32 protein-coding genes are annotated in these 26,588 nt (G+C 69.2%); 16 read left to right on the top strand and 16 right to left on the bottom strand.

The genetic code is table 11. The annotated features are described in order from the left end of the window. Positions 1–92 precede the first annotated feature (92 nt). The 3 genes from GGQ61_RS07160 to GGQ61_RS07150 are packed head-to-tail and all read left to right on the top strand — an operon-like array spanning position 93 to position 2,724. Positions 93–1,244 carry a saccharopine dehydrogenase family protein gene (locus GGQ61_RS07160; RefSeq protein ID WP_183771077.1) on the top strand — a complete coding sequence of 384 codons (1,152 nt, stop codon included), beginning with the start codon at positions 93–95 and terminating at the stop codon, positions 1,242–1,244. After that, the gene (locus GGQ61_RS07155; RefSeq protein ID WP_183771075.1) at positions 1,241–2,338 is read left to right on the top strand and encodes an NADH:flavin oxidoreductase; all 1,098 of its coding nucleotides are present in this window, start codon (positions 1,241–1,243) and stop codon (positions 2,336–2,338) included. The genes GGQ61_RS07160 and GGQ61_RS07155 overlap by 4 nt, the downstream gene beginning before the upstream one ends. Then, on the top strand, positions 2,335–2,724 hold the full coding sequence (locus GGQ61_RS07150) for a VOC family protein (RefSeq protein ID WP_183771073.1): 390 nt from the start codon (positions 2,335–2,337) through the stop codon (positions 2,722–2,724). The genes GGQ61_RS07155 and GGQ61_RS07150 overlap by 4 nt, the downstream gene beginning before the upstream one ends. A gap of 63 nt (positions 2,725–2,787) precedes the next feature. Here the strand turns inward: GGQ61_RS07150 and GGQ61_RS07145 are convergent, their stop codons facing one another. Beyond that, positions 2,788–3,609 (bottom strand): acyl-CoA thioesterase, encoded by an 822-nt coding sequence (locus tag GGQ61_RS07145; RefSeq protein WP_183771071.1) that lies wholly within the window; start codon positions 3,607–3,609, stop codon positions 2,788–2,790. 14 nt (positions 3,610–3,623) lie between these two features. Further along, positions 3,624–4,178: a dTDP-4-dehydrorhamnose 3,5-epimerase gene (rfbC, locus tag GGQ61_RS07140; RefSeq protein ID WP_183771069.1), complete on the bottom strand. Its 555-nt coding sequence runs from the start codon at positions 4,176–4,178 to the stop codon at positions 3,624–3,626. A gap of 30 nt (positions 4,179–4,208) precedes the next feature. Here rfbC and GGQ61_RS07135 point away from each other — a divergent pair, with 30 nt between their 5' ends. Then, positions 4,209–5,285, top strand: a complete 1,077-nt coding sequence (locus GGQ61_RS07135) for a glycosyltransferase family 2 protein (RefSeq protein ID WP_183771067.1) — start codon at positions 4,209–4,211, stop codon at positions 5,283–5,285. Here the strand turns inward: GGQ61_RS07135 and argE are convergent. Continuing rightward, positions 5,245–6,426 carry an acetylornithine deacetylase gene (gene argE / locus GGQ61_RS07130; protein WP_183771065.1) on the bottom strand — a complete coding sequence of 394 codons (1,182 nt, stop codon included), beginning with the start codon at positions 6,424–6,426 and terminating at the stop codon, positions 5,245–5,247. The genes GGQ61_RS07135 and argE overlap by 41 nt on opposite strands. A 91-nt stretch (positions 6,427–6,517) precedes the next feature. Between argE and purU the strand changes: the two genes are divergently transcribed. The 4 genes from purU (at position 6,518) to GGQ61_RS07110 (ending at position 9,753) form a co-directional block, all read left to right on the top strand. Next, positions 6,518–7,360: a formyltetrahydrofolate deformylase gene (purU, locus tag GGQ61_RS07125; RefSeq protein WP_183771063.1), complete on the top strand. Its 843-nt coding sequence runs from the start codon at positions 6,518–6,520 to the stop codon at positions 7,358–7,360. Between the two features lie 161 nt (positions 7,361–7,521). Then, positions 7,522–8,355, top strand: a complete 834-nt coding sequence (locus GGQ61_RS07120; protein ID WP_183771062.1) for an EamA family transporter — start codon at positions 7,522–7,524, stop codon at positions 8,353–8,355. 63 nt (positions 8,356–8,418) lie between these two features. Beyond that, on the top strand, positions 8,419–9,246 hold the full coding sequence (locus GGQ61_RS07115; RefSeq protein WP_183771060.1) for an enoyl-CoA hydratase-related protein: 828 nt from the start codon (positions 8,419–8,421) through the stop codon (positions 9,244–9,246). A gap of 57 nt (positions 9,247–9,303) precedes the next feature. After that, positions 9,304–9,753, top strand: coding sequence for a DUF2214 family protein (locus tag GGQ61_RS07110; RefSeq protein WP_183771058.1), 450 nt, complete (start codon positions 9,304–9,306; stop codon positions 9,751–9,753). 6 nt (positions 9,754–9,759) lie between these two features. On the opposite strand, the gene GGQ61_RS07105 is transcribed toward GGQ61_RS07110, so the two are convergent. From GGQ61_RS07105 to GGQ61_RS07090, 4 genes are all read right to left on the bottom strand, one after another. Further along, positions 9,760–10,512 (bottom strand): TylF/MycF/NovP-related O-methyltransferase, encoded by a 753-nt coding sequence (locus GGQ61_RS07105; protein ID WP_183771056.1) that lies wholly within the window; start codon positions 10,510–10,512, stop codon positions 9,760–9,762. Between the two features lie 67 nt (positions 10,513–10,579). Beyond that, on the bottom strand, positions 10,580–11,377 hold the full coding sequence (locus tag GGQ61_RS07100) for an SDR family NAD(P)-dependent oxidoreductase (protein WP_183771055.1): 798 nt from the start codon (positions 11,375–11,377) through the stop codon (positions 10,580–10,582). 3 nt (positions 11,378–11,380) lie between these two features. Continuing rightward, positions 11,381–11,944, bottom strand: coding sequence for a carboxymuconolactone decarboxylase family protein (locus GGQ61_RS07095; RefSeq protein WP_183771053.1), 564 nt, complete (start codon positions 11,942–11,944; stop codon positions 11,381–11,383). A gap of 83 nt (positions 11,945–12,027) precedes the next feature. Next, positions 12,028–12,351: an ArsR/SmtB family transcription factor gene (locus GGQ61_RS07090; RefSeq protein ID WP_183771051.1), complete on the bottom strand. Its 324-nt coding sequence runs from the start codon at positions 12,349–12,351 to the stop codon at positions 12,028–12,030. 46 nt (positions 12,352–12,397) lie between these two features. On the opposite strand from GGQ61_RS07090, the gene GGQ61_RS07085 reads away from it, so the two are divergent. Both GGQ61_RS07085 and GGQ61_RS07080 read left to right on the top strand, forming a co-directional pair. Continuing rightward, positions 12,398–12,877, top strand: a complete 480-nt coding sequence (locus GGQ61_RS07085; RefSeq protein ID WP_183771049.1) for an SRPBCC family protein — start codon at positions 12,398–12,400, stop codon at positions 12,875–12,877. 69 nt (positions 12,878–12,946) lie between these two features. Then, positions 12,947–13,471, top strand: coding sequence for a DUF1993 domain-containing protein (locus tag GGQ61_RS07080; RefSeq protein WP_183771047.1), 525 nt, complete (start codon positions 12,947–12,949; stop codon positions 13,469–13,471). A 137-nt stretch (positions 13,472–13,608) separates the two neighbouring features. Here GGQ61_RS07080 and GGQ61_RS07075 read toward each other — a convergent pair whose 3' ends face one another. From GGQ61_RS07075 to GGQ61_RS07050, 6 genes are all read right to left on the bottom strand, one after another. After that, positions 13,609–14,112 carry an FKBP-type peptidyl-prolyl cis-trans isomerase gene (locus tag GGQ61_RS07075; RefSeq protein ID WP_183771045.1) on the bottom strand — a complete coding sequence of 168 codons (504 nt, stop codon included), beginning with the start codon at positions 14,110–14,112 and terminating at the stop codon, positions 13,609–13,611. 10 nt (positions 14,113–14,122) lie between these two features. Next, positions 14,123–15,325 carry a threonine ammonia-lyase gene (locus tag GGQ61_RS07070; protein ID WP_183771043.1) on the bottom strand — a complete coding sequence of 401 codons (1,203 nt, stop codon included), beginning with the start codon at positions 15,323–15,325 and terminating at the stop codon, positions 14,123–14,125. Between the two features lie 129 nt (positions 15,326–15,454). Then, the gene (locus tag GGQ61_RS07065; protein ID WP_183771041.1) at positions 15,455–15,982 is read right to left on the bottom strand and encodes a hypothetical protein; all 528 of its coding nucleotides are present in this window, start codon (positions 15,980–15,982) and stop codon (positions 15,455–15,457) included. Between the two features lie 59 nt (positions 15,983–16,041). Further along, the gene (locus tag GGQ61_RS07060; RefSeq protein ID WP_183771039.1) at positions 16,042–17,118 is read right to left on the bottom strand and encodes a GNAT family N-acetyltransferase; all 1,077 of its coding nucleotides are present in this window, start codon (positions 17,116–17,118) and stop codon (positions 16,042–16,044) included. Positions 17,119–17,203: 85 nt separating this feature from the next. Next, the gene (locus GGQ61_RS07055) at positions 17,204–18,268 is read right to left on the bottom strand and encodes a mannose-1-phosphate guanylyltransferase (RefSeq protein ID WP_183771037.1); all 1,065 of its coding nucleotides are present in this window, start codon (positions 18,266–18,268) and stop codon (positions 17,204–17,206) included. After that, positions 18,265–20,064 (bottom strand): ABC transporter ATP-binding protein, encoded by a 1,800-nt coding sequence (locus GGQ61_RS07050; protein WP_221220919.1) that lies wholly within the window; start codon positions 20,062–20,064, stop codon positions 18,265–18,267. The genes GGQ61_RS07055 and GGQ61_RS07050 overlap by 4 nt, the downstream gene beginning before the upstream one ends. A 113-nt stretch (positions 20,065–20,177) precedes the next feature. On the opposite strand from GGQ61_RS07050, the gene GGQ61_RS07045 reads away from it, so the two are divergent. Continuing rightward, positions 20,178–20,693, top strand: a complete 516-nt coding sequence (locus tag GGQ61_RS07045; protein ID WP_183771035.1) for a D-glycero-alpha-D-manno-heptose-1,7-bisphosphate 7-phosphatase — start codon at positions 20,178–20,180, stop codon at positions 20,691–20,693. Here the strand turns inward: GGQ61_RS07045 and GGQ61_RS07040 are convergent. Next, a complete protein-coding gene (locus tag GGQ61_RS07040) occupies positions 20,690–20,962 on the bottom strand; it encodes an SCO4225 family membrane protein (protein ID WP_183771034.1) in 273 nt (90 codons plus the stop codon). The two genes, GGQ61_RS07045 and GGQ61_RS07040, sit on opposite strands and share 4 nt — an antisense overlap. A gap of 33 nt (positions 20,963–20,995) precedes the next feature. After that, on the bottom strand, positions 20,996–22,054 hold the full coding sequence (hisC, locus tag GGQ61_RS07035) for a histidinol-phosphate transaminase (protein WP_183771033.1): 1,059 nt from the start codon (positions 22,052–22,054) through the stop codon (positions 20,996–20,998). Between the two features lie 170 nt (positions 22,055–22,224). Here hisC and GGQ61_RS07030 point away from each other — a divergent pair, with 170 nt between their 5' ends. Together GGQ61_RS07030 and GGQ61_RS07025 are read left to right on the top strand one after the other, a co-directional pair. Further along, entirely contained in the window at positions 22,225–22,500 is a 276-nt protein-coding gene (locus tag GGQ61_RS07030; RefSeq protein WP_183771032.1) for a DUF2277 domain-containing protein, read from the top strand. Then, positions 22,497–22,964 carry a GFA family protein gene (locus GGQ61_RS07025; protein ID WP_183771031.1) on the top strand — a complete coding sequence of 156 codons (468 nt, stop codon included), beginning with the start codon at positions 22,497–22,499 and terminating at the stop codon, positions 22,962–22,964. The genes GGQ61_RS07030 and GGQ61_RS07025 overlap by 4 nt, the downstream gene beginning before the upstream one ends. A 387-nt stretch (positions 22,965–23,351) precedes the next feature. On the opposite strand, the gene rph is transcribed toward GGQ61_RS07025, so the two are convergent. Then, on the bottom strand, positions 23,352–24,068 hold the full coding sequence (gene rph / locus GGQ61_RS07020) for a ribonuclease PH (RefSeq protein ID WP_183771030.1): 717 nt from the start codon (positions 24,066–24,068) through the stop codon (positions 23,352–23,354). Positions 24,069–24,170: 102 nt separating this feature from the next. On the opposite strand from rph, the gene hrcA reads away from it, so the two are divergent. The 3 genes from hrcA to GGQ61_RS07005 are packed head-to-tail and all read left to right on the top strand — an operon-like array spanning position 24,171 to position 26,532. Beyond that, positions 24,171–25,238: a heat-inducible transcriptional repressor HrcA gene (gene hrcA / locus GGQ61_RS07015; protein ID WP_183771029.1), complete on the top strand. Its 1,068-nt coding sequence runs from the start codon at positions 24,171–24,173 to the stop codon at positions 25,236–25,238. Between the two features lie 11 nt (positions 25,239–25,249). After that, positions 25,250–25,864, top strand: a complete 615-nt coding sequence (grpE, locus tag GGQ61_RS07010; protein WP_183771028.1) for a nucleotide exchange factor GrpE — start codon at positions 25,250–25,252, stop codon at positions 25,862–25,864. Between the two features lie 20 nt (positions 25,865–25,884). Beyond that, entirely contained in the window at positions 25,885–26,532 is a 648-nt protein-coding gene (locus GGQ61_RS07005; protein ID WP_183772398.1) for a YoaK family protein, read from the top strand. The last annotated feature ends 56 nt before the right edge of the window (positions 26,533–26,588 follow it).

Below are 26,588 nucleotides of genomic sequence, written 5' to 3'. Positions count from 1 at the left end.
ACACGCGCTAATTTTCAAACACTCGTTTGCGCCTCGCCAATTTTCCGGCAAGGTCCGCCGCTCCAAGGGGACGGAAAGCGGAGACAGACGCCATGAACAGCGGCGCGGAATTCGACATCATCGTCTATGGCGCGACCGGCTTCACCGGGCGGCTGGTGGCCGAGCACCTGGCCAAGCAGTACGGCGTCGGCGGCGAGGTGAAGTGGGCCATGGCCGGGCGCAGCCTGGAAAAGCTGCAGCAGGTCCGCGACGAGATCGGCGCGCCCAAGGACACCCCGCTGGTCGTCGCCGACGCGTCCGACCCGGCCTCGGTCAAGGCGATGGTCGGCCGCGCCAAGGCCATCCTCACCACCGTCGGCCCCTATCAGCTCTACGGCTCGGACCTCGTCGCCGCCTGCGTGGCGGCCGGGACGGACTATCTCGACCTCTGCGGCGAACCGAACTGGATGGCCGCGATGATCAAGCAGCATCACGCGGCGGCCCAGAAGAGCGGCGCGCGAATCCTGTTTTCCTGCGGCTTTGACTCGATCCCGTTCGAGCTCGGCGTCTATTTCGCGCAGCAGACCGCCAGGCAGAAGCTCGGCGGCCCGGTCCCGCGCGTGAAGGGGCGTATGCGCAAGCTCAAGGGCGGGCTCTCGGGCGGCACCGCCGCCAGCGGCCGCGCCACCATGGCCGCGATCCAAAAGGACCCCAGCCTGTTCGCGCTCATGGTCGATCCGTTCGCCCTGACCCCCGGCTTCAAGGGCCCTGAGCAGCCAGCCGGCCAGGCCGTCGAGCGTGACGAGGATCTTAACGCCGACGTCGGCCCGTTCATGATGGCCGCCATCAACACCAAGAACGTCCACCGCTCGAACTTCCTGCAGGGCCACGCCTACGGCGCCGACTTCGTCTATGACGAAATGGCTGTCGTCGACCCGAACGCCCCGGCCAGCTTCGCCCTCGAGGAAGGGACCGGCCCGCAGCCGGGCGAAGGCCCCAGCAAGGAAGAGCGCGAGACCGGCTTCTACGACGCGGCCTTCATCGGGATCGCCGCCGACGGCCGCAAGGTCGTGGTCTCGGTCAAGGGCGACAAGGACCCGGGCTACGGCTCGACCTCGAAAATGATCGCCGAGACCGCCATCTGTCTGGTCAAGGAAGCCGCCGACGTTCCCGGCGGCCTCTGGGTCCCGGGCGCGGCTCTGGGAGACAAGCTGATCGCACGCCTGCAGAAGAATGCGGGCCTGACCTTCGAGGTTGAAGCATGACCGACCTGTTCGCCCCTCTCAGCCTGCAGCACGGCCCGGCGATGAAGAACCGCTTCATGCTGGCGCCGCTGACCAACACCCAGAGCCATCCGGACGGGACGCTGTCGGACGACGAGTTCGCCTGGCTGACCTATCGCGCCGAGGGCGGCTTCGGCCTGACCATGACCTGCGCGGCCCACGTCCAGGCGATCGGACAGGGCTTCCCAGGTCAGCTCGGCGTCTTCGGCGACCAGCACCTGCCGGGCCTCACCCGCCTGGCCGCGGCCATCAAGGCCAAGGGCAGCGTCGCCGCCCTCCAGTTGCACCACGCCGGCAACCGCTCGCCCAAGGAGCTCATCGGCGAGGCGCCGGTCTGCCCGTCCGACGATCCGGAAACCGGCGCCCGCGCCCTGACCCTGGCCGAGGTCGAGCAGCTGCGCGACGACTTCATCGCCGCCGCCGTGCGCTCCGAAAAGGCCGGCTTCGACGGGGTCGAGATCCACGGCGCCCACGGCTACGTGCTCTGCCAGTTCCTCTCGCCGACCCTCAACCGGCGCGAAGACCGCTACGGCGGCTCGCTGGAGAACCGCGCCCGGTTGATCTTCGAGATCATCCACGGGATCCGCGAGCGCTGCGGCCCGAACTTCCAGCTCGGCCTGCGCCTGTCGCCCGAGCGCTTCGGCCTGGAGCTGGCCGAGATCGTCGAAGTCGCTCGCCAGGTGCTCAGCCAGGGCAAGATCGACTATCTCGACATGTCGCTGTGGGACGTGGCCAAGGAACCGGTCGAGGAAGCGTTCCAGGGCCGCACCCTGATGTCCTACTTCACCGAGCTCGACCGTGGGCAGGTGCGCCTGGGCGTGGCCGGCAAGATCATGACCGGCGCGACCGCCCGCCAGTGCCTGGAAAACGGCGCCGACTACGTCCTGATCGGCCGCGCCGCCATTCTGCACCATGACTTCCCGCAGAAGGTCGCCGCCGATCCGGATTTCGCCTCGATCGCCCTACCGGTCACCCGTCAACACCTGCGCAACGAACGCCTCGGCCCGGCCTTCGTCGAGTACATGAACAACTGGAAGGGCTTCGTGGCGCAGCCGGAGACGGCGAAGACGCCGTGATCTCGCACGTCTTCATCGGCGCGAACGACCTGACGCGAGCCGCGGCTTTCTACGGCCCGATTATGGAGGTCTTCGGCTGCCCGCTGAAGTTCGTGGACGAGGAGCGCGGCTGGGCGGTCTGGACCTCGCCCAACGGCGCCCGGCCGTTCGTCATCGTCGGCAGGCCGTTCGACGGAGCGGCGACGCCCGGCAACGGCGCCATGACCGCGCTGCTGGCGCCAAGCCGCGCGGCGGTCGATGAGGCCTATGCCCTCGCCCTGCAGAATGGCGGCGCCGACCAGGGCCCGCCAGGCCTGCGGCCGCAATACCACCCCGACTATTACGGCGCTTATGTCCGCGATCCGGAGGGCGCGAAGCTCTGCTTCGTCACGCACGCGCCGGAATGAAACTCAGAGCTTCATCTCGGTGTCGGCGCAGCCGAAGACGGGGATGACGAACGCAGCGCGCGTCTACCGATACCGGATCAGCGCTTCCTGCGCGGCCGAGGCCACCAGCTTGCCGTCCTGGTTGAAGATCGAGCCGCGGTTGAAGCCGCGCCCGCCCGAGGCCGAGGGGCTGTCCTGCACATAGAGGTGCCACTGGGTGAAGTCGCTCGGGTGATGGAACCAAAGGGCATGATCGAGGCTGGCGACCTGCAGCCGCCCCTCGCTCCACGGGATGCCGTGCGGACGCAGCGAGGTGTCCAGCAGCGTCATGTCCGTCGCATAGGCCAGGGCGCACTGGTGGATCATCGGATCGGCGCCCAGCGGATCGCGGGCCCGGAACCAGATCGCATGCTCGGGGTCCATGACCGGCGCGGTGCCGTAGGGCGGCGGATCGATCGGCCGCACCTCGACCGGCCAGGTCCGACGCGTTTCGGTCTCGCCGCCGGCCTTGCGCAGTTCGTCCTCGTCGAGCAGGCCGTCCGGCCCCGGCGGCGAGGGCATCGGGATCTGGTGCTCAAGGCCCGTCTCCGGGACCTGGAACGAAGCCGACAGGTTGAAGATCTGCTGGCCGTGCTGCAGGGCCGTGACCCGCCGCATGGTGAAGGTGCCGCCGTCGCGCACTCGCTCGACCTTCAGCAGGATCGGGATCTTGGGATCCCCGCCGCGGATGAAATAGGCGTGCATCGAGTGGCACACCCGGCCGTCGACGGTGCGATAGGCCGCCGCCAGCGCCTGGGCCACCACCTGGCCGCCATAGATGCGGCGAGTCTCGCCAGGCGGCGTGTGCCCCCGGAACATGTCCAGGTCGATCGCCTCGATGTCGAGGATGCGGACCAGCTCACTCATATCCGTCACTCAGGTCAGAACGCCGCGGGCGGCATGTCCTTCAGGGTCGGCGCCACGCGATCCTTGTCGGACAGGATGACCTCCCCCTGCCACGGCCACGCGATGCCCACGTCGGGGTCGTTCCAAAGCAGCGAGCCCTCGGTCTGCGGCGCGTAGTCGCCGTCGACCTTGTAGGCCAGCTCACAGCCGTCGGTCAGGGTCTGGTAGCCGTGCGCGAAGCCGCGCGGCACCAGCAGTTGCTCGCCGCCCTCGGCGGTCAGCCTGGCGCCCACCCACTGGCCGAAGGTCGGCGAGCCGGGGCGGATGTCGACGGCCACGTCGAAGATTTCGCCGCGCAGCACCCGCACCAGCTTGGCCTGGGGATGCGGCGCATTCTGGAAGTGCAGGCCGCGCACCGTGCCGGCCTTGGCGTTGAAGGCCTGGTTGTCCTGCACGAAGTCGTGGTCGGCGCCGGCGGCCGCCAGCGAACGGCGGCTCCAGGTCTCGGCGAACCAGCCGCGCGCATCGCCATGGCGCTTGGGCGTGATAAGCAGGACCTCAGGAATGGATAGCGGCGTGATCGACGTCATGACTGCCTGCAAGTTTGGAACCGCCCCCGCATGAACGACCCAGCGCAGGAACACAAGTCGCCAGCGCCGCAAAGCCCCGTCGAGATTCCAGCCGAAGCTCCCGTCCAGATCACCGTCTGCGTCATCGCCTACAACTCCGGCCCAACCCTGCGCGCCTGCCTGCAGCACCTGGCCGACCAGACCTATCGCGACTTCGAGACCCTGGTGATCGACAACGCCTCGCCGGACCCCGGCGACGGCGCGATCGCCCGCGAGTTCCCGTTCGTGCGGCTGATCGAGAATACTGAGAACCTCGGCTTCGCGGGCGCCGGCAACCAGGCCGCGCGGCTGGGCCGCGGCCGCTGGTTCGTGCTGCTCAACCCCGACGCCTACGCCGAGCCCGACTGGCTGGAGAAGCTGGTCGAAGCCGCCGGGCGGCATCCGCACGTGCGCTCGTTCACCTCGCGCCAAGTCATGGCCGAGGACCCGACCCATCTCGACGGCCTGGGCGACGTGATGTCCGGCTACGGCATCCCCTATCGCGGCGGCTACCTGGCCCCGGACCCCGGAAACACCCCGGAGGGCGAAGTGTTCTCGCCGTGCGGCGCGGCGATGATGATCGACCGGGCGCTGTTCCTCGACCTCGGCGGCTTCGACGAGTTCTTCTTCTGCTATTCCGAGGACGTCGATCTCGGCTACCGGCTGCAGCTGGCCGGCGAGCCGACTGTGCTGGTCCCGACCGCCACCATCCATCACGTCGGCTCGGCGTCCAGCGGCGGGCGCAAATCCGAGTTCGCAGTGTTCCACGGCACCCGCAACCGCTTCTACGTCGTCTACAAAGACACGCCCTGGCCGCTGCTGCCGGTCGTGGTGCCGCTGCACCTGGCCGCTGTCGCCTACATCTCCAGCCGGCGCGACAACCACCCGCACGCCCATATCGTCTGGCGGGCGTTCAAGGAATCCATCAAGGGCCTGCCGACGATCCTGAAGAGCCGGCGTCAGGTTCAGAAGCGGCGGCGGGTCTCGTCGGTGGAGATCGCGCGGGCGATGACCTGGGACCCCTACGACCTGTTCGAGCGCCGGGCGGTCATTCGCCCGCTGCGGCCCAGTCGATCAACCGCGCCATGAACGCTCCGCCACGCTCCATCTGGACGCGGTCGACATACTCGTCGGCCTGGTGCGCCTGGTCGATGGAGCCGGGGCCGCAGATGACGGTCGAGAACCCCGCCTCCTGGAACTGCCCGGCCTCGGCTGCATAGGGCACCACCCGCGCCGGGCCGTTGTCGCCGGCCAACCGCCGGGCGAACAGCTCGGCGACGCCGTCCTCCTCGGGCGACAGCGGCGGCGTGCCCGAGCGCTGGACGATCTTCACCCCGGCCTGCGGGAACAGCGCCTTCAGCCGCGCGTCCAGCGCCGCCACCTCGGCCCGGAACGGCGCCAGCAGCGCCAGCGGGTCCTGCCCCGGCGGACAGCGCAGGTCGAACTGGAACGAACACTCCCGCGCCAGGATGTTGCCCGCCGTGCCGCCGTTCAGCAGCCCGACGGTGAGGGTCGCGTGCTTGGGCAGGAACGGCGAGGCTGGATCGGCGTCGGCCTCCAGCCGCGCCGCCAGGGCCTTCAGCGAGGCCAGCAGCGGGATCGCCTCCATGATCGCCGAGACGCCCAGCTGGGTCTGGCTGGAATGCGCCTCCTTGCCGGTCACCGTGACGGTGAAGGTCGAGATGCCCTTATGGCCGCGCACCGCCTCCATCATCGTCGGTTCGCCCACCACCACCAGCGCCGGGCGCGGCAACTCGCGGGCGATCACGGCGATCATGTCCGGCGCTCCCAGGCAGCCGATCTCCTCGTCGTAGGAGAACGCCAAGTGCACCGGCTTCTTCGGGTCCGCCGCGGCCACGCCGGGAACCGCCGCCAGCGCCAACGCCAGGAACCCCTTCATGTCGCAGGTCCCGCGCCCGTAGATCCGGCCGTCGTCCTTGGGCGTCAGCACGAACGGGTCGCTGGTCCAGGCCTGGCCGTCGACCGGCACCACGTCGGTATGCCCAGACAGCACAACCCCGCCCTCGACGGCCGGGCCGACGCTGGCGATGAGGTTCGACTTGCTGCCGTCGTGGTTCGGGACCCGCCGGTGCGGGACGCCGTGGCCGTCCAGATAGGCCTCGACCCATTCGATGAGCGCGAGGTTCGACAGGCGCGAGGTGGTGTCGAAGGCCACGAGCGTCTCGAGGATGTCGAGCGCGCGGGCGGTCAGGGCTTCGGAGGTCGGCATGCCTGCAGCGTAAGCGCCTCGCCCAGCCGCTCCAAGCCGCGATACCTCCAGCCTTGACGTATTGATCATGATCGCGGCCTAGACAGGCGCCATGATCCTGACCCTCTCCTGCCCCGACCAGCCGGGCATCGTCGCGCGCGTTTCGGCCTTCCTGTTCGAGCGCGGCGCCAACATTCTCGACGCCCAGCAGTACGACGACCAGGAGACCGGCAAGTTCTTCATGCGCGTCGTCTTCGACGCCAAGGGCGCCGACGTCGAGGCGATGCGCGGCGAGTTCGACGACCTCGCCAAGGGCTTCTCGATGCGCTGGTCGCTGCGCGACCCCAAGATCAAGCGCAAGGTCATGATCCTCGCCAGCCAGCAGGACCACTGTCTGGCCGACCTGCTCTATCGCTGGCGGCGCGGCGAGCTGCCGATGGAGATCGCCGCCGTGGTCTCCAACCACCCGATCGAGACCTACGCCAACCTCGACCTGTCGGACGTGCCGTTCCACCACCTGCCGGTGAAGCGCTCCACCAAGCTCGAGCAGGAAGCGGCGATCTGGAAGCTGATCCAGGAGACCGAGACCGAGCTCGTCGTCCTCGCCCGCTACATGCAGGTGCTGTCCGACGGCCTGGCCGCCAAGCTCGAAGAGCGCTGCATCAACATCCACCACTCGTTCCTGCCCGGCTTCAAGGGCGCGCGCCCCTACCATCAGGCCCACGAGCGCGGCGTGAAGGTGATCGGGGCCACCGCCCACTACGTCACCGCCGACCTCGACGAAGGCCCGATCATCGAGCAGGACGTCGAGCGCATCAGCCATCGCGACACGCCCGCCGCCCTGATCCGAAAGGGCCGCGACATCGAACGCCGCGTCCTGGCCCGCGCCGTCCGCTGGCGGCTGGAAGACCGCGTGCTGCTCAACGGCGCCAAGACCGTGGTGTTCACGGACTAAGCCCGCTCCCAAGCGTCATCCCGGTTTGCGCAGCAAGACCGGGACCCATTCGCGCCGGCTTCGGAAATCTTGGCCGGGCCTACGCCCCATCCTGTAGGATCCGGTCTTCATAGGTCCCGGTCTCTCGCCTGCGGCCGAAACCGGGATGACACCCGCGCCCCATGCCCCTCAGCGTCTTCGGCATCGTCATCTTCGCGGCCCTGCTTCACGCGAGCTGGAACGCCATAGTCAAGCTGGCGCCGGACAAGCTGCTGACGACCATCCTCGTCGCCACCTCGGCGGCGGTGATCTCGGCGCTCGCCCTGCCGTTCCTGGCGCAGCCGGCGCGCGAGAGCTGGCCGTTCCTCGCGGCCTCGACCGTGCTGCAGGTCGGCTACTACCTGCTGGTCGCCCGCGCCTATCGCGGCGCCGACATGAGCCAGGCCTATCCGCTGATGCGCGGGACCGCGCCGCTGATCGTCGCCCTGGTCAGCCGCTTCTGGCTGGGCGAGCAGCTGTCCCTGGCCGCGACCGGCGGCGTCGCTCTGATCTGCGGCGGCGTCCTCAGCCTGGCGCTCGGCGCCCGCGGAACCAGCGGCAAGGGCGTCCGCGCGGCCCTGCTCAACGCCGTGGTGATCGCCAGCTACACCCTCGTCGACGGGGCCGGGGTGCGCGCCTCCGGGGCGCCTGCCGCCTACACCCTCTGGCTCAACCTGCTCTCGGGCGCGCCGCTGCTGGTCTGGGTGCTGGCCGCGCGCTGGCGGAGCTTCATCCCCTACGCCCGCGCCCACCTGCCGCTCGGGGTTGTCGGCGGCCTCGGCACCCTGACCTCCTACGGCCTGGCGCTCTGGGCCATGACCTACGCGCCGGTGGCGGTGATCGCCGCCCTTCGCGAGACATCGATCCTGTTCGCCACCGCCATCGCCGTCTTCGTGCTGCGCGAGCGGCTGACCATCGGCCGCATCCTCGCGGCCCTGCTGATCGCCGCGGGCGCCGGGGTCCTGCGCCTCGCCTGACGAGGTTTTGACTGTCGCGGCGTCAAGCGCCGACCCTCTCCCCAAATCCCGGAGGAGGACCCCATGGCTGACGCCCCGATCCTGCTGACCGACGATCCGGCGCCGCACGTGCGCCGCATCACCCTCAACCGCCCCGCCAAGCGCAACGCCCTCTCCAACGCCCTGCGAGCCGAGATCTTCGCAGCGCTCGAGGCCGGCGACGCCGACCCCGACGTACGGGTGATGATCATCCGCGGGGCCGGGACCTGCTTCTCGTCGGGCTACGACCTGGCCGGGGTCGGCGAGCTGCCCTGGCACACGGCGGGAAATCAGGGCCAGTGGGCGCGCCACGTGGTCGACGGCTGCTTCCGGGTCTGGGACCTGGCCAAGCCGGTGATCGCCCAGGTGCACGGCTGGTGCCTGGCCGGCGGCTCCGAGCTCGCCGTCGCCTGCGACCTGGTCTACGTCGCCGACGACGCGCAGATCGGCTACCCCGCAGTGCGCACCATGAGCCCGCCCGACAACCACTATCACGTCTGGCTGATGGGCATGCGGGCGGCCATGGAGCAGATGCTGACCGGCGATTCCATCGACGGGAACGAGGCCGTCCGCCTCGGCTTCGCCAACCGCGCCTTTCCGCTCGACGAGCTCGAACCGGCGGTGCTGGCCATGGCGCAGCGCATCGCCAAGGTCGATCCGGAACTGGCCCAGCTCAACAAGCGCCTGGTCCATCGCCAGATGGAGGTGATGGGCATGCGCCAGGGCATCCGCGCCGGCACCGACCTGCACGCGCTAGGTTGGAGCACCACGGCCTCGCGCGAGTACATGGCCAAGCTGCGCGAGGGGGTCACCGCCGCCCTGACCGAGCGCGACGGCAAGTTCGACGATTACCGCACCGCTCCCAAGGCATAGCATTTACAATGTAAGCGAAAGGCTCCACAGTCACGGCGCAATCGAACGGAGCGCGCCGTGACCGACCTTCTCCTCGCCGTCGCCCACCACCTGCTGGTGTTCAGCCTCGCCGCCATCCTGGCGATCGAACTCGCCACCGTCCGTCCCGGCCTGAGCGGCGCCGGCCTGCGGCGGCTGGGGATCGTCGACATGCACTACGGACTGATCGCGACCCTGATCCTCATCATCGGGTTCGCGCGGGTCTACATGGGCGTCAAAGGCCCGGAGGCCTATCTGGGCAACTGGGCGTTCTGGGCCAAGATTGGAGCGTTCGTCGTCGTCGGTCTGCTCTCGGCCCCGCCCACCATCCGCATCCTGCAATGGCGCAAGCGCGCCCGGGCCGAGCCCGACTTCGCCCTAGGCCACGCCGAGGTGAAGGCCGTCCGCCCCTACCTGGTCGCCGAGTTCGCCGTCTTCGCGTTGATCCCTGTGTTCGCCGCGATGATGGCGCGTGGGATCGGGTTCTAAGAGGCCTCAGCCGTGCTTGACGACCAGCCCCTGGCCGGTCGGCATTTCCAGCACGTACTGCCCGCGCTGCCTGAACCAGGCCAGCTCGGCCGAGAACTGCTTGTGGTAGGCGAGCCACCCGTAGTCGTCGAGCACGACGATCCCGCCGGGAACCACCCGGTCCCAGAGCAATTCGAGCGTGCCGATCTCGGCGTCGACATTGTTCATGTCGATGTGCATCAGCGCGATCTTCTCGGGCGAGGCGATCGCCAGGCTGTCGGGCACGCGGCCCTGGGTGATGATCACGTTCGGCTCGGGAAACCGCGCACGCACCTCGTCGTACAGAGTCTTGGAGTGCGCCGGCATCGAGTGATGCGGCATGGTCTCGTCGTGGTCGAACAGGTCATAGAGGAAGTAGCGCCGGTTCGAGATGTCGACGAGGTCGGCGACGATCCGCGCGGTGTTGCCGCGATAGCAGGCGCATTCGACGAAATCGCCGTCCAGCGGCGCGACTTGTCGCGCGGCCCAGACAAGGGTGTTGTAGCGCCAGACTCCAGCGCGCTCCGCCCCCGGCCGGGTGTGATCATTGACCGCCTTCGCGAACGCCGGCTCGCGGATGAATCCCAGGGTCTTGTCCCAGGTCATCATGTTGTCGGCGGCGAAGATGCCGGTCTTGACCCTGATCTGGTCGATCAGGGCCTGCCGCGCCTCGAGCGCGCGGGCCGTGTCCTCCGCCCCATAAATGGTGTCGTTCACATAGGAGGGGCCGGGCAGCTTCATCGGATCACACGTTCTGAGTTGGGCTCACCATGGCTCCACTAGCACGCGAGCGCCGATCCCGTCGCGCCTAGCCCACCCGGCTCGACATTCCGCCATCGACGAACAGCACCGTTCCGGTGATGAAACGCGCCTCGTCGCTGGCCAGGAACAGCGCCGCGTAGGCGGTGTCCCAGGCGGTGCCCATCTGGCCGCGCAGGGGCACGCGCGCGTTGCGGGCCTCGCGTACGGCCTGCTGCTCTTGCCCGCTGGCCGAGGCGATTCCGGCCACCGCCATCGGCGTGTCCAACAGCCCCATGGCGATGGCGTTGCAACGCACGCCCTTGCCGGCGTTGGCCTGGGCCGTGCTGGTGGTCAGCCTGTTCACCGCCGCCTTGGAGATCTCGTAAGCGGCCTGGTTTCCGCCGGCGACCGAGGCCAGGGACGAGATGTTGACGATCGCCCCTGACTCCTGCTCGCGCAGGGTGGGCAGCACCGCCTTGGTCACCTGCCAGGCTCCCTTCAGGTTCACCGCCAGAATGCGGTCGAAGGCGTCTTCGGTCATTCTGTGGACCGGCCCGTCGCCGCCGCCGCCGATGCCGACGTTGTTGACCGCGATGTCGATGGCCCCGAACCGCGCCTTGGCCGCCTCCACCGCCGCAGCACACTCATCGGCCTTGATGATGTTTGCCGCGAAGGCCGCAGCACGGCCGCCCTCGGCCTCGATCAGCGCCGCCGTCTCCTCGGCGCGGTCGATCAATCTGTCGACGCACAGCACGTCGGCGCCTTCGCGCGCGAACAGCAGCGCGATCGCCCGGCCGTTGCCGATCGTCTCGCCCGGCGTCTGGCCGGCCCCGAAGACGATGGCGCTCTTACCCGCCAGCCGCATGCCCTAAAAACCCTTCAGGTCGGGATCGAGGGTCTGGCCGGCGTCCAGTTGAACGCCGAACGAGTTCAGGATCATCGAAACCTGGGTGTACTGCCCGGCGGTGAACACCACGTCCATGCACTGTTTGTCGGAGAAGTGCGCCTTCAGCGCGCTCCAGGTGGCGTCGGTGATGAACTGGTCGTGGTGCAGCTCGTCGCTGGCCCGCAGCAGCGCCTGGTCCGCCGCGCTCCAGCCGCCGGCGTCGGCGCCGCCCTTGATGCGCGCGACCTCGTCGTCGGTCAGCCCGGCCCGCTGGCCGATCGGCACGTGCTGGGTCCACTCGTAGCCGGACTTGCAGAGATAGCCGATGCGCAGGATCACGATCTCCCGCTCGCGCGCCGGCAGGTCGTTCTTCTTGGACAGTACATAGTTGCCCCAGGCCAGGAAGCCCTTGGCCGCCTTCGGCGCCCCGACCATGGTGCGGAAGATGTTCAGAACCCGGTCGCCCATCGGCGCCAGGATTTCCTTCTGCTCATCGTTGAGGTCGGCGTCCTGGACCGGCGCGATCCGGGGCTTGGTGAGGCGCATGAGCGTTTCCCTATCTCTGGTTCGCCGCCCAGCAAACAGGCGATGGGCGCCCGGCGCAAGTCTTCGAGCCCTCGGTATGCCGATCAGGTTTCCAGGTCGGTCTTCAGCCGCTCGAGCATCGTCACCGCGCGCTCGGCGTAGGGTCCGATCCAGCGGTCGTGGATCTGCTTGATCGGCATCGAGTTGAGGTGGTTCCAGCGCTCACGCCCCTCGCGCCGCGCGATCACCAGGTCCGCGCCCTCCAGCACCTTCAGATGCTGCATCACCGTGCAGCGGTCGAGCTCAGGAAAGCGCTGGCAGAGGTCGCCAGTGGTCAGCGGCTGGTCCCTGATTTCGTCCAGCATCCGCCGCCGGGTCGGCGAAGCCAAGGCCTTGAAAATCAGGTCGGTTTCGTCATCGCTTGACATGTTATAAATTTATAACACAAATGACCGCAGAACAAGGAGCAAGATCATGGATCTGACCTTTCGAGTGACCGCCCGCATCGCCAAGTCTGTGGCCGAGGTGTTCGAGGCCGTCGCCAATCCCGACCAGCTTTCGCAGTACTTCACCACGGGCGGCGCCAAGGGCCGGCTGGAGACCGGCGCCACCGTCTACTGGGACTTCGCCGACTTTCCCGGCGCGTTTCCGGTCTGGGTGATCGAGGTGGTCCCTAACCAGAAGATCGTCTTCGAATGGGAGGCCAATGACGGCCCGCCAGAGAACGCCGACAACCTCGTCACCCACGTCGGCTACAAGACCCAGGTGACCATGACCTTCGAAGGCCTGGACGACGGCCGCACCCTGGTCGCCATCGAGGAGCACGGCTGGAAGCAGACCGAAGTCGGCCTCAAGGCGTCCTACGGCAACTGCCAGGGCTGGACCCAGATGCAGTGCGCGCTGAAGGCCTGGCTCGAGCACGGCATCAACCTGCGAGAGGGCATGTTCAAGTAGTCGCAAAACCGCTGGCGTCGGCGCGTGCGCCGGAGGAGATTGCCCGTCCAAATCACATAAGGGCGGAACATGGCGATCTCTCTCTACGACGTCAGCGTGGCTTCATTTCTCCAGACGGTGGGCGGCGTCGCCGGCTTCCTGGAACGCGGTCTGGCCCACTGCCAGGACAACGGCATCGACCCGCAGGAGATCGTGACCTCGAAGATGTGCGAGGACATGTTCGACTTCCGCTTCCAGGTGATCTCGGTCGCCCACCACTCGCTCGGCGCCATCGAAGGCGTGAAGGCCGGCGTCTTCTCGCCGGGCGGCGACCAGGCCGCCCAGGACCTGCCGTCCCTGATCGCGCTGATCAAGGACACGCACGCCAAGCTCGCGGCGATCAAGCCAGACGAGATCAACGCCTACGAGGGCAAGGACGTTTACTTCGAGTTCCGCGGTACGAAGATCCCGTTCACCGCCGAGAACTTCCTGATGTCGTTCTCGCTGCCGAACCTGCACTTCCACGCCACCACCGCCTACGACCTGCTGCGCTCACGCGGCGTGCCGATCGGCAAGCGCGACTACATGGGCGCGCTTCGGATGAAGATGGGCTGAGGCAAGCCATCAGTTCCGCCCCCGCTCGGGGAGGTGGACGCAGCGTAGCTGCGAGACGGAGGGGGCCTGCTGGTTCAGCGCTCCCCCTCAGTCAGCCATCCGGCTGACAGTTCCCCCAGCCGGGGGAGCAACTAGCGTCAGCCCTGGCCGATCCGGCCCGGCGCCGGCAGCACGTCGATCAGCTCGATGCGGAAGATCAGCACGCTGTTGGGCGGGATCTCGCCGTTGCCCGCGCCCTCCTCGCCATAGCCCTGGGACGGCGGGACATAGAGCGTCCACTCGTCGCCCGGCCGCATCAGCTGCAGGGCTTCCTTCCAGGCCGGGATCAGCGCCGGAAGCGGCATCGCCGCCGGGGCGCCGCGCTCGTAGGACGAGTCGAAGATCTTCCCGGAGACGAGCTTGCCCTCGTAATGGACCTTCACCTCGTCGTTGGGCCCAGGCTTCATGCCCGTGGTCGGGCCCGAGCGGACGATCTTGTACTGCACGCCCGAGGGCAGGGTCTGGACGCCTTCGGCCTTGCCGTTGGTCTCCATGAACGCCTTGGCCTCCGCTGCGGACTTGGCCAGCTCGGCAGGGTCGGCGCCGCCGCGGGCGCAGGCGGCAAGCAGCAGAACGGCGAGAACGGGAAGAAGGCGCTTCATGTCGATGTTCCTAGACGGCGCGCGGCGGATAGCCGTGCTCGCGCAGGGCGTCCATGATTTCCTGAGTATGCTGGGCGTCGCGCGTCTCGATCATGATGTCGAACTCCGCGCCCTTGGCCGGCACGTCCAGGGCCAAGCGGTTGTGGGCGACCTCGATAATGTTCGCGCCCATCTGGCCGATCACCGCCGACACGGTGGCCAGCAGGCCGGGACGGTCGTCGCCGATAATCCGTAGGCTGACAAGCCGCTGGTCGCGCACCAGCTCACGGGTCAGCACCGAGGCCAGCAGTCGGGTGTCGATGTTGCCGCCGGTGACGATCAGCCCGACCTTCTTGCCCTTGAACTTGCCGGGATAGGCCAGCAGCGCCGCGAGCGACGCCGCGCCCGCGCCCTCGACTACGGTCTTCTCGACATTGCAGTAGAGCGCCACCGCACGCTCGAAGTGCGGCTCTTCGATCAGAAGCACCTCGTCGATCAGCGGCCGGGCGATGGCGTAGGACAGCTCGCCGACCTGCTTGACCGCGATGCCCTCGGCGATGGTCGCTCCGCCGCTGGTCCCGTTGACGCCGCGCATCTTGGCGGTGAACGACGGGTACATAGCCGGCTCGACGCCGATCACCTGCAAGTTCGGATTCAGCGACTTGGCCACGGTGGCGCAGCCGGCGATCAGCCCGCCGCCGCCGATCGGGATCGGCAGCACGTCGAGGTCCGGCACGTCCTCGAACATCTCGAGCGCCACCGTCCCCTGGCCGGCCATAACCTGCAGGTCGTTGAACGGGTGGATGAAGGCCAGGTCCCGCTCGTTGCACAGCTTCATCGCGACGGCCGAGGCCTCGTCGTAGTTGTCGCCTTCCAGCACCACGTTGGCGCCGTGGCCGCGGGTCTGCTGCACCTTCACGAACGGCGTCGAGCGCGGCATCACTATGGTCACCGGAATGCCCAGCCGCGCGGCGTGATAGGCCAGGCCCTGGCTGTGGTTGCCGGCGGAGGCGGCGATCACCCCGCGCCCCCGCTCGTTGTCCGACAGCTGCAGCAGGGTGTTGAGCGCCCCGCGCTCCTTGTAGGCGGCCGTGAACTGCAGGTTCTCGAACTTCACCCACACCTCGGCGCCGGTAATCTCCGACAGCGTCCGCGAATGGCGGCAGGGCGTGCGCTCGATGTGCCCCTTCAGCCGGTCTGCGGCGGCGCGGATGTCGTCGATGGAAAGCGTCATGTCAGAGCCGTTGTGGGAGATGGGCCACGTCTAGCGGCGCAGGCTCCCCACGGCAATGGAGCCGGGGCGAATGAGCGGTTCCGTGGGTCGATATGCCCGCGCCCGCCCATCCGAGACCGGCGCGCGGGTCTATTTCACCGCGATGGTCAGCTTGAAGGTTGCGGCCTCGTCGCGGCGGGCGGTGGCCCGCGGCTGGAACGGCTTGACCAGGTAGACCCCGGCCTTGGCGGCGTTGACCCTGGCCTTGGGCCCGTCGACCTCGCCGCGGTGCACGGCCGCGCCGCTGGTGTCAGCCGAGTCGACCACATTGACGTAGAGGTTGGTGTTCGACGGCTCGAAGGTGACGATCAAGGTCTGCGCGGCGGCGACCGGCACGGCGTAGACCGGCGCCTTGTAGCCTTTCACCTCGCCGCTGACGCTGGCCGCGCCGGCCGGGTCCAGGGTCACGACTTCCAGCGTCTCGTCTGGGCTCAGCAGCGCCTTCAGCGCCGCCTGGTCCACCACCGGCGCGACGGCGACCGGCGCGGGCGGGGGAGCGGGCGCAGCCGCGGGAGCTTCGGCCGGGGCCTCGGCTGGCTTGGTCGCCTGCTGCCCGCAGCCGACCAGGGCCAGCGCCGCTGCGGCGGCCAGGGTCAGGCTCAGTCGATTGGAGGTCATCGCATGCTCCTTATGATCGGCGGAGCATTGGTCACGGACCTGGCGGTGTAAAGCGGGGCTCAGCGCAACCCGCGCCACACGTCCATCCGGCGCATCGCCTTGCCCGGCAGCGCCGAGGCCCGGCCAAGCGGCAGCGCTTCGGCCGCGCGCCGCACGCCATAGGCCGCCCGCCGCGCCAACGCCGCCGGCGACGGCACGCCGACGAAGCCGTCGACCACCCACAGGCCGTCATTCGCCAGCTCGCGCTTGAACCGGTAGTCGCCGGCCCCGAGATCGAGCCGGTTGTAGGGCGTGTCGTCCATCCAGCGCAGGATGTCCTGGAACAGCAGGATGCCCGGCGAATAGCGCTCGAACTCCGGGTCGTGGGCGATCAGCCAACCGTGGATCGTATGGCGCCCGTGCAGGTGCAGATGAACCGCCGCCAGCCGGTCGCCGAAGTGCAGAGTGAACAGCGCCGCCCCGAAGTCCGGGTCACGGCTCTCGAACAGGTCGCGCAGCAGCGCCAGCGTCCATTCGGTCTGGAAGATGTCGGTCTGGCCGGTGGCGCGGTACTGCGCGCTCTTCCAGGCCAGCAGCCGGTCGAAGTCGGTGCGCGAGCGCGAGAAGGCCTGGAACGTGGCCTCGCCGACCTCGCGAACGACCTTGCGGCGCTTCTTGTCGCTGTCCTTCAGGACCGACTTGCCGGCGGCCTTGCGTTCGGCCTCATAGGCCCCGTAGCCGCCCCTGACGTCGACCACGTGCGACAGCGCCCGGCCGCGGCCGTGGCCGGCGAAGCTCGCCTGGTCTTCCAGCATGTGAGTGAAGTCGAGCCGTTGAACGCCCAGCGCCTGGACGAGGGCCTTGGGATCGACCTGCACGCCGGGCTCGGCGACCAGGCCTTGGTAGTCGCACATCGGCGCCCCGACCGGCATGGCGATGACCGAGCCTACCCGCGCAGGGAAATAGCCGACCTCGCGGCCGTCCTGCTTAAGCACCGCGACCTCAATAGACCGCCGTCCGCCGCGCTGGGCGTGATCGACGGCGCGGGTCCATTGCGGCGACAGGAAGGGCGAATCCAGCACGCCGTTCTGCAACGCGGCCCAGCGGTCGAGGCTGGCCGGCGACAGGTCCTGCGGGCTGACGACGTCGATGTCCACGGGCGCGATCCTGGCGGCGCGAGCGGCGCCGAAATCGCGGGCACCCTAGTCGACAAGTCTTTCTCGGAGGTTGCTGCAACCTCAGCTAGAGCAGGTCGGCGCGCCCCTTGGCCTTGAGCGCATCGACCCCGGCCCGCACGGCGGCCGGCGCGTCGCGGCGCGCGACCAGCACCACGCCGTTCTCGACCACCACCACCAGATCCTCGACCCCGGCCAGGACCACCACCGGCCCGTCGCTGCGGGCCAGGCAGTCGCGGGTCTCCACCGCGACGATCTCGCCCTCCAGTGCGTCGCCCGACGGCGATTTCGGCGACAGCTCCCAGAGCGCGCCCCAGTTGCCGACATCGGCCCAGCCAATGTCGGCCTCGACGACGCTCGCCCGGTCGGTCTTCTCCATCACCGCCACGTCGATGGCGATGCTCGGCGCCTCCAGGAAAGCGGGCGAGAGCGCCACCAAGTCGCCGGTCCGCGCCGCGCCCTCGACCGCCGCCTGCGCCGCCGCCGTCACCGCCGGCGCCAGCCGCCGCGCCTCGTCCAGGAACGCCCCGGCCTTGAACAGGAACATCCCGCCGTTCCAGGTGAAGTTCGGATCGGCCACGAACGTCTGCGCGGTCGCCAGGTCCGGCTTTTCGACGAACCGCGCCACCTTGCGGACCGCACCCGCGCCCTTGGCCTGGATGTAGCCGTAGAGCGTCGAGGGCCCGGTCGGCTTGAGGCCCAGCAGCACGATCTCGCCGCTCTCCGCCGCCGCCCGGCCGGCCGCGATCGCGCCGTGCAGCGCCGCCACGTCGGCCACCAGGTTGTCGGCGTGCATCAGCACCATCAGCGCCTCGGGGTCGATCCCCGCGCCGAACGCCGCCGCCGCCACCGAGGCCGGGGCGGTGTTGCGCGGGCCCGGCTCGGTGATCAGCGCCGCCGGCGTGATCCCGACCTCCGCCAGTTGCTCGCGCGCCAGGTCGGCGTGCGCCGCCGCGCAGACCACCACCGGGGCGGCGAATCCCTCGCCGGTCAGCCGCAGCGCGGTGTCCTGGATCAGGCTGTGCTCGCCGCCCAGCCGGTGGAACTGCTTGGGCCGCCCGGTCCGCGACAGCGGCCACAGGCGCGTGCCGGCGCCGCCCGACATCAGGACGGGAATGATCTTGGTCGTCATGCCGGGTCGTACTCGCTGACCAGGTGGCCGGGCGCCACTTCCTTCAGCTGCGGAACATAGACCGGCCCGTCAGCCGTCAGCCTCGAGGGCAGGAAGCGCAGCGCGCTCTTCGGGTCCATCGGCGAGGGCGGCTCGCCGATCAGCTTGATCCGCGCCCGGCTGCGCTCGGCGGCGGGATCGGGGATCGGTGCGGCCGACAGCAGCGCGCGGGTATAGGGATGCTGCGGGTCGGCGTAGAGCTGCTCGCGGCTCGCCTCCTCCATCACCCGGCCGAGGTACAGCACCATCACCCGGTGGCTGATCTCGCGCACCACCGCCAGGTCGTGGCTGATGAAGATCATCGCCATGCCCATCTGCTTCTGCAGGTCGATCAGCAGGTCGATGATCTGGGCGCGGATCGATACGTCGAGCGCCGACACCGCCTCGTCGCAGATCACCAGCCTCGGCTCCAGGATCATCGCCCGGGCGATGCCGACCCGCTGGTTCTGGCCGCCCGACAGCTCGTGCGGATAGCGGTTGATCAGCGCGGTCGAAAGTCCCGCCCGTTCCATCATCGCGCGCACCTGCGCCTCGCGCGCCGCGCCCTTCAGGTCGGGGCGGAACACGGTCAACGGCTCGGCTATGGAGTCGCCGATGGTCATCCGCGGGTCGAGGCTGGCCAGCGGGTCCTGGAACACGATCTGCAGGTCGCGGCGCGCGGCGCGCATCGTCTCGCGGTCGGCGTGGGTGATGTCGCGCCCCAGCACGCTGACCGCGCCCCCGGTGGCCGGGATCAGGTTCAGCACCGCCCGCGACAGGGTGGACTTGCCGCAGCCGCTCTCGCCGACCACGCCGAGGGTCTCGCCCCGGCGCACCTTGAACGAAACGCCGTCGACCGCGCGCAGCGACGCCTTGGTCCCGAACATGCCCTGGTGCACCGGGAAATGGACCTCGACGTCCTTGGCCTCGACCACCACCGGGGCGTCGGCCGCCACCGGATCCAGGGTCGGCCGGCCGCCGCGGCCTTCACGGTCCAGCCGGGGGATCGCCGCCAGCAGCGCCTGGGTGTAGGGATCCTTCGGCGCGGCGAACAAGGCCTTCGCCTCGCCCTCCTCGACATAGGCCCCGTCTTTCATCACGCAGACCCGGTCGGCTAGCCGGGCGATGACGCCCATGTCGTGGGTGATCAGCACCATCGCCGTGCCGGTCTCGCGCCCCAGCTCGGCCATAAGGTCGAGGATCTCGGCCTGCACGGTGACGTCCAGCGCCGTGGTCGGCTCGTCGGCGATCAGCAGCTCGGGCGCGCAGGCCATGGCCGCGGCGATCATCACCCGCTGGCGCATGCCGCCCGACAGCTCGTGCGGATATTGATTCATCCGCCGCGCGGCCTCGGGAATGCGCACGTACTTCAGCCACTCCAGCGCCTTGGCCTTGGCGTCCCTGTCGCTCATTCCCAGGTGCAGCCGGAGCGGCTCGGCGATCTGCTCGCCGATCCGCACGTGCGGCGTCAGCGCCGTCAGCGGATCCTGGAAGATCATCGTCATCTTCGAGCCGCGGACCCGGTTCAGCGCCCGCGGTTTCAGGCCCAGCAGCTCCTGGCCCTTGAACTTGATCGAGCCGCTGGCCCGGCCGTTGGCGGCCAGCAGGCCCATGGCGGCCATGAAGGTCTGGCTCTTGCCCGAGCCGCTTTCACCGACCACGCCCAGCACCTCTCCGCGCGCGACGCTCAAGCTGACGCCGCGCACCGCGCTGACGATCCCATCATGGGTTTGGAAGTCGATCTTCAGATCGTCGATGGAAAGGATAGGCTCGGCCAACTCGACCTCGGCAGGAAAACAAGCGCCGACCATAGACTGTTGCGGCGCCATGGCGAAACCACGCGCAGGGCCCCAAGTCTTTGGCTATACGATGGCGAACCGTGAGCGTCCCGATGAGTATCACCCGCCCTGCCCTGTTCCTCGACCGCGACGGAGTCCTGAACGAGGACCCTGGTTACGTGCACCGCTGGGAGGACTTCCACTGGATTCCCGGCGCCCGCGAGGCCGTCGCCGCCTTCAACGCCGCCGGCTGGTGGGTGTTCGTGGTCACGAACCAGTCGGGGGTCGGCCGCGGCTACTACGCCGAGGACGACGTCATCGCCCTGCACGCCAAGATGAGCGAGAGCCTGGGCGAGATCGGCGCGCGCATCGACGCTTATTACTACTGCCCGCAACATCCCGAAGCGCAGGTCGACGTCTACCGGCACCCCGACCCGCCGGACCGTAAGCCTAACCCCGGCATGCTGCTGCGCGCGATCGCCGAATGGCCGGTGGACCTGTCGCGCTCGCTGATGGTCGGCGACAAGGGGTCCGACCTGGAGGCCGCCGCCCGCGCCGGCGTCCGCGCCCTGCATTTCACCGGCGGAAACCTCGCCGAGTTCCTGAAAGCCGAGGTGGCCGTGGGTTAAAGACCCCGCCGCGAGACCCGGCCGAGCCAGAGCATCACCCCGACATTGGCGGCCATCCCGACCAGCACCACCAGCATGCCGGGCCACGGCCCGCCGACAGGCAGCCACTGGAGGGCGAAGCTCCAGGGCATGGCCAGCACGATCGCCAGCACGCCGGCCAGGGGGTCGGGTTCGACCCCGAACCAGCCGCGCGAGCTGATCGGGATCAGCGCCAACGCTCCAAGGCACAGCGCCGCATAGACGCCCGCCAGCACCCGGCTCCATCTCATGGCGCCAGCTTAGGCCCCGCCGCGGCGGGGGCGCTAGCCGAGGATTTCCCCGAGCGCCGTCAGCAGCCGCTGCGTCTGTGCATCCGTCCCGACCGTGATGCGCAGATAGTCGGTCGTGCGCGCCGCCCCGAAGTGGCGCACGATCACCGCCCGCTCGCGCAGCGCCGCGGCCAGCTCCGCCCCGCCCCGCGCCCCATGCCGGGCGAATACGAAGTTGGCGCTCGACGGCAGGACCGCAAAGCCCAGCGCCTCCAGCCCCGCCGTGAGCCGGCCCCGTTCGGCGATCACCGCCGCGCACGACGCCTGGAAGAACGCCTCGTCCTCGACCGAGGCGATGGCCCCGGCCTGGGCCGGCCGGCCCAGCGGATAGGAGTTGAAGCTGTCCTTGACCCGCGCCAGCCCCTCGATCAGGCCTGCGTCGCCGATCGCGTAGCCGACCCGCAGCCCGGCCAGAGCCCGCGACTTCGACATGGTCTGCACGACCAGCAGGTTCGGATGCTCGGCCACCAGCGGGATCGCGCTCTCGGCGCCGAAGTCGACATAGGCCTCGTCGATCACCACCGGCACGTCGGGATGCTCGTCCAGCAGCTGCTTGATCTGCGCGCGGCTCAAGGCCACCCCGGTCGGGGCGTTGGGATTGGGCAGGATGATCGCCCCGGCCGGGCGCCGATAGTCCTCGACCCGCACCGCCATCGCATCGTCCAGCGGCACGGTCTCGAAAGCGATGCCGAACAGCCCGCAATAGACCGGATAGAAGCTGTAGGTGATGTCCGGGAACAGCAGAGGCGCGTCGCGCTTCAGCAGCGCGGCGAAGGCGTGGGCCAGCACCTCGTCCGAACCGTTGCCGACGAACACCTGCTCAGGGCTGACGCCGTGATAGCGCGCCAGGGTTTCGCGCAGCGCCCGCGCCTCGGGGTCCGGGTAGAGCCGCAGACTGTCCGCCGCCTCGGCCGCGATCGCCGCCATGGCTTTCGGCGACGGCCCGGTCGGGCTCTCGTTGGTGTTCAGCTTGACCAGGTCCGCGATCTTCGGCTGCTCGCCTGGCACATAGGGCTTCAGCTGGTGGGTCAGGTCGCTCCAGAAGCGGCTCATGCTCGGGTCTCGCGTTTAGGCTGGCGTCTTAAGCAACCGCGCCGCCGCGAAGTCCAGGGGGATGCTAGACTTCCCGACCACCTGGCTCCGGTTCGGCGCGCCGCCCTAGGCTCGCGCCCGCCGCCTGCCCGGATTATCTTGCAGACACCGAGGGAAGGAGACGCCTGCCCATGTGCCGTAACATCAAGACGCTGTTCAACTTCGACCCGCCGGCCACGGACGAGGAGATCCGCGACGCCGCGCTGCAGTTCGTACGCAAGCTGTCGGGCTTCAACGCCCCCTCCAAGGCAAACCGCGCGGCCTTCGACGCGGCCGTCGACGAGGTCGCGGGCGTCGCCCGCCGGCTGTTCGAAAACCTCGAAACCACCGCGCGGCCCAAGGACCGCGAGGAAGAGGCCGCCAAGGCCAAGGCCCGTTCGGCCCAGCGTTTCGGCGCCCCGGCATGAGCGCCAGCGGCGGATGCCAGTGCGGCGCGGTGCGCTTCCGCGTCGAGGGCGAACTCGGCGAAGCCTCCATCTGCCATTGCCGCATGTGCCAGAAGGCGACCGGCGGCTTCTTCGGCCCCTATGTCGGCGCGCCCGTCGCGGCGTTGATCTGGACCCGCGGCCAGCCCAGACGCTTCCAGAGTTCGAACAAGGTGATGCGCGGGTTCTGCGGCGACTGCGGCACGCCGCTCACCTACGAGTACGGCGACAAGCTGGTCGCCCTGGCCATCGGCGCGCTCGACCGGCCTGGCGACGTGCGGCCGAGCGAACAGCTCGCATCCCCGGATCAGCTTCCCTACTTCGCCGACCTGGCCAAGCTGCCGGTTCACCCGGCGGACGAACCGCAGGCCGCCGCACACCTCGCCGGCATCGTCTCGTTTCAGCACCCCGACCACGACACCGCCGAATGGCCGCCGAAAACGTGACCTTTTCGTCGCACCGGGACGATTATGCCCCGGCTTCGCGAATCTTGCGCTAAAAGTCACCCACCGCCTATTGCGTAGTCGCAAACATGTCCTTATGTGCACCGCAACAATTGCTGCGTCGCACAAAAAGGAGATGGACATGGCTCAAGCTATTGAACGCGTCATCGACTGGCTCATGGGCCCGTTCGCCCGCGAGCTTGCACGTATGCCGGCATCGTCGTTCCGCTATCTGCTGAACGGCCTCTAGACGACCCGCGGCGCCCCTCCCTCCCCCTGCCGCCCGTCTAGACACGAGAACCCCGCCCCGTCCTCCCCGGGGCGGGGTTTTTCGTTTTCGGGCATGATCGAGGGAGTTTCCTCCCCGCGAAGGGGAGGGAGAACAACGCCCTACTTGCTGGTCGCCGCGCGCTGGGCTTCGCAAAGCTCGCCGATGCCCTTGCGGGCCAGGCTGAACAGCGCCTCGAATTCGTCCTGGGTGAAGCCGCGCTTCTCGCCGGTCGCCTGGATCTCGACGATGTCGCCCTTGCCGGTGAGCACGAAGTTGGCGTCGGCCTCGGCGTTGGAGTCCTCTTCGTACTCCAGGTCCAGCACCGGGGTGTTCGCATAGACGCCGCACGACACCGCCGCGACCTGGTCGACGATCGGGTCCTTGGAGATCACGCCCTCGTCCAGCAGGTATTGCGTCGCCATCCGCAGCGCCACCCAGGCGCCGGTGATCGCCGCGGTGCGGGTGCCGCCATCGGCCTGGATCACGTCGCAGTCGATCGAGATCTGCCGCTCGCCCAGCGCGACCGGATCGACCACCGCGCGCATCGAGCGGCCGATCAGCCGCTGGATCTCCTGGGTGCGGCCCGACTGCTTGCCTTCCGCGGCCTCGCGGCGGCCTCGGGTGTGGGTGGCGCGGGGCAGCATGCCGTACTCAGCCGTCACCCAGCCAACGCCGCGCCCACGCATGAAGCCCGGCACCCGTTCCTCCACGCTGGCGGTGACCAGCACCTTGGTGTGGCCGAAGCTGACCAGGCACGATCCCTCGGCGTAACGGTTCACCCCGGTCTCCAGGGTGACGGTGCGGAGCATGTCGGGCGTGCGGTCGGAGGGGCGCATAGGTGGTCCTGGAAGCTATGGGGTCTGGCGTCTTGCGTTTGGCGGCTTATCCTAGATGAGAGAGGTTCCGTCCATGGCCCTGACCGAGCACCGCCGCCCGTCGTGACCAGCCCGCTGCTTTCCCCCGGGCCGTCGCTCGGCGAACTCGACGAACGCGCCCGCGAGATTTTCCGCCGGGTCGTCGAGGGCTACCTGGAAACCGGCGAGCCGGTCGGCTCGCGCACGCTCTCCAAGGGCGGCGTCCACCTGTCGCCCGCTTCGATCCGCAACACCATGCAGGACCTGACACAGCTGGGTCTGCTGGGCGCGCCGCACGTCAGCGCCGGCCGCGTGCCGACCCACGCCGGCCTGCGGCTGTTCGTCGACGGCCTGCTGGAAGTCGGCGACGTCGCCGAGGAGGACCGCCGCAACATCGAGGCCCGGCTCTCGGCCAAGGGCCGCAACTTCGAAGAGGCGCTGAACGAGGCCTCCGCCATCCTCTCCGGCCTGGCCGGCGGGGCCGGCATCGTCGTCACCCCGGTCCGCGACGCCGGGGTCAAGCACGTCGAGTTCGTGGCGCTGTCGGCCGACCAGGCCCTGGCGGTCATGGTGTTCGAGGACGGCGTCGTCGAGAACCGCCTGATGCGGCTGGCCGCCGGCGTCACGCCCTCCTCGCTGCAGGAGGCGTCCAACTTCATGAACGCCCGGCTGCGCGGCCGCACCCTGGGCGAGGCGGGGCTGGAGATCCGCAACGAGCTGGAGGCCGCCCGCCGCCAACTCAATGAAGCCGCCGCTCGCCTGGTCGAGGACGGCATGGCCGCCTGGAGCGGCGGCGAGGGCGCCGACCGCGCCCTGATCGTCCGCGGCCGCGCCAACCTGCTCGGCGACCGCGAGACCCTCGACGACCTCGAACGCGTGCGGATGCTGTTCGACGACCTCGAACAAAAGGAGCAGTTGATCGGTTTGCTCGACGACGTGCGGGACGCCCAGGGCGTGCGGATCTATATCGGCGCCGAAACGCGACTCTTTTCCCTTTCGGGTTCCGCCGTCATCGCCGCGCCCTATATGACGGGCCGGCAGAAGGTGCTGGGCGCGATCGGAGTCATCGGTCCCGCCCGCCTAAACTATGCCCGGGTCATCCCGCTGGTGGACTATACCGCCCGCGTGCTGTCCCAGGTGACGAACGCTTAGAGGATTACAAGATGTCCGACGATCAAACGCCGGCCGAAGAATTCAACGAAGTCGCCGACGCGGCCGTCGACGAGATCATCGCCCTGAAGGCCGAGGTCCAGGCGCTGAAGGATCAGATGCTGCGCGTCGCCGCCGACGCCGAAAACGCCAAGCGCCGCGCCGAGCGCGAGGCCAACGACGCGCGGGCCTTCGCGATCCAGAAGTTCGGCCGCGACCTGCTGACCGTCGCCGACACCCTCGACCGCGCCCTGGCCGCGCCGGTCGACGACCCGGCGGTGAAGAACTTCGTCGTCGGCATGGAGATGACCCAGAAGTCGCTGATGAGCGCTTTCGAGAACAACGGCCTCATGAAGATCGACCCGCCGAAGGGCGAGAAGTTCGACCCGCACCAGCATCAGGCGATGATGGAGCAGGCCGCCCCCGACGTCGCCGCCGGCGGCGTCATCCAGGTGCTGCAGCCGGGCTACGAACTGCTCGGCCGCCTGATCCGTCCGGCCATGGTCGTGGTCGCCGCCAAGGGCTCCGGCGCCGACCTGCCGCCCGCCGCGGCCGAGGCGGCTCCGGCCGCCAATCCCTACGCCGCCAATGACGGCGAGGCCGGCGGTTCGGTCGACACCAAGGCTTAGGGCTTAGAGGAGGGGGCGACCTGAAGCATCTCAACGGCCAGGTCCGACTGCTGGCGGCCAGCCTCTCGGCCGTCGCCGGCTTCGTGGACGCCATCGGCTTCCTGCTGACCGGCGGCTTCTTCGTCTCCTTCATGAGCGGCAACTCGACCCGCCTGTCGGTCGGCCTGGCCGAGGGCGCCAGCTACGCCGGCCTGGCGTTCGCGCTGATCGCCGCCTTCGTCGCCGGAGTCACGACCGGGGCCCTGATCGGCCGCAAGGCCGGGTCCCGCCGCGGGCCGGCGGTGCTGGCCTTCGTCGCCCTGGCGCTGGCGCTCGCCGCCGTCCTGGCCATAGTCGCGCCGCTGCCCGCCGCGATCCTGGTCCTGGCCTTCGCCATGGGGGCCGAGAACACCGTCTTCGCCCAGGCCGGCGAGGTCCGCCTCGGCCTCACCTACATGACCGGCGCCCTGGTCAAGCTCGGCAAGGCGATCACCGCCGCCCTGCTCGGCGAGGACCGCTTCGGCTGGGCCCCGCACCTGCTGCTCTGGCTCGGCCTCGTCGCCGGCGCCGCGCTGGGCGCCGTGGCCTTCAATGCGCTCGGCCCAGCCGCCCTCTGGATCGCAGCCGCGGTCATGGCGGCGCTGGCCGCGCTCGCCGCGCGGCTCGACCTGGCGCCAGCGGCGGCGTGATCCCAGTCTAGGGAAGCCCGGAGACACCGGTTCTGGCCGGGTCCGGAATGCGCCAG

Origin of the sequence: Phenylobacterium haematophilum (genome assembly GCF_014196295.1) — a bacterium.
In the GTDB taxonomy this organism is placed as follows: Bacteria; Pseudomonadota; Alphaproteobacteria; order Caulobacterales; family Caulobacteraceae; genus Phenylobacterium; species Phenylobacterium haematophilum.
The sequence above is the reverse complement of the archived record's forward strand: the minus strand, read 5'-3'. Positions and strand labels throughout refer to the sequence as shown.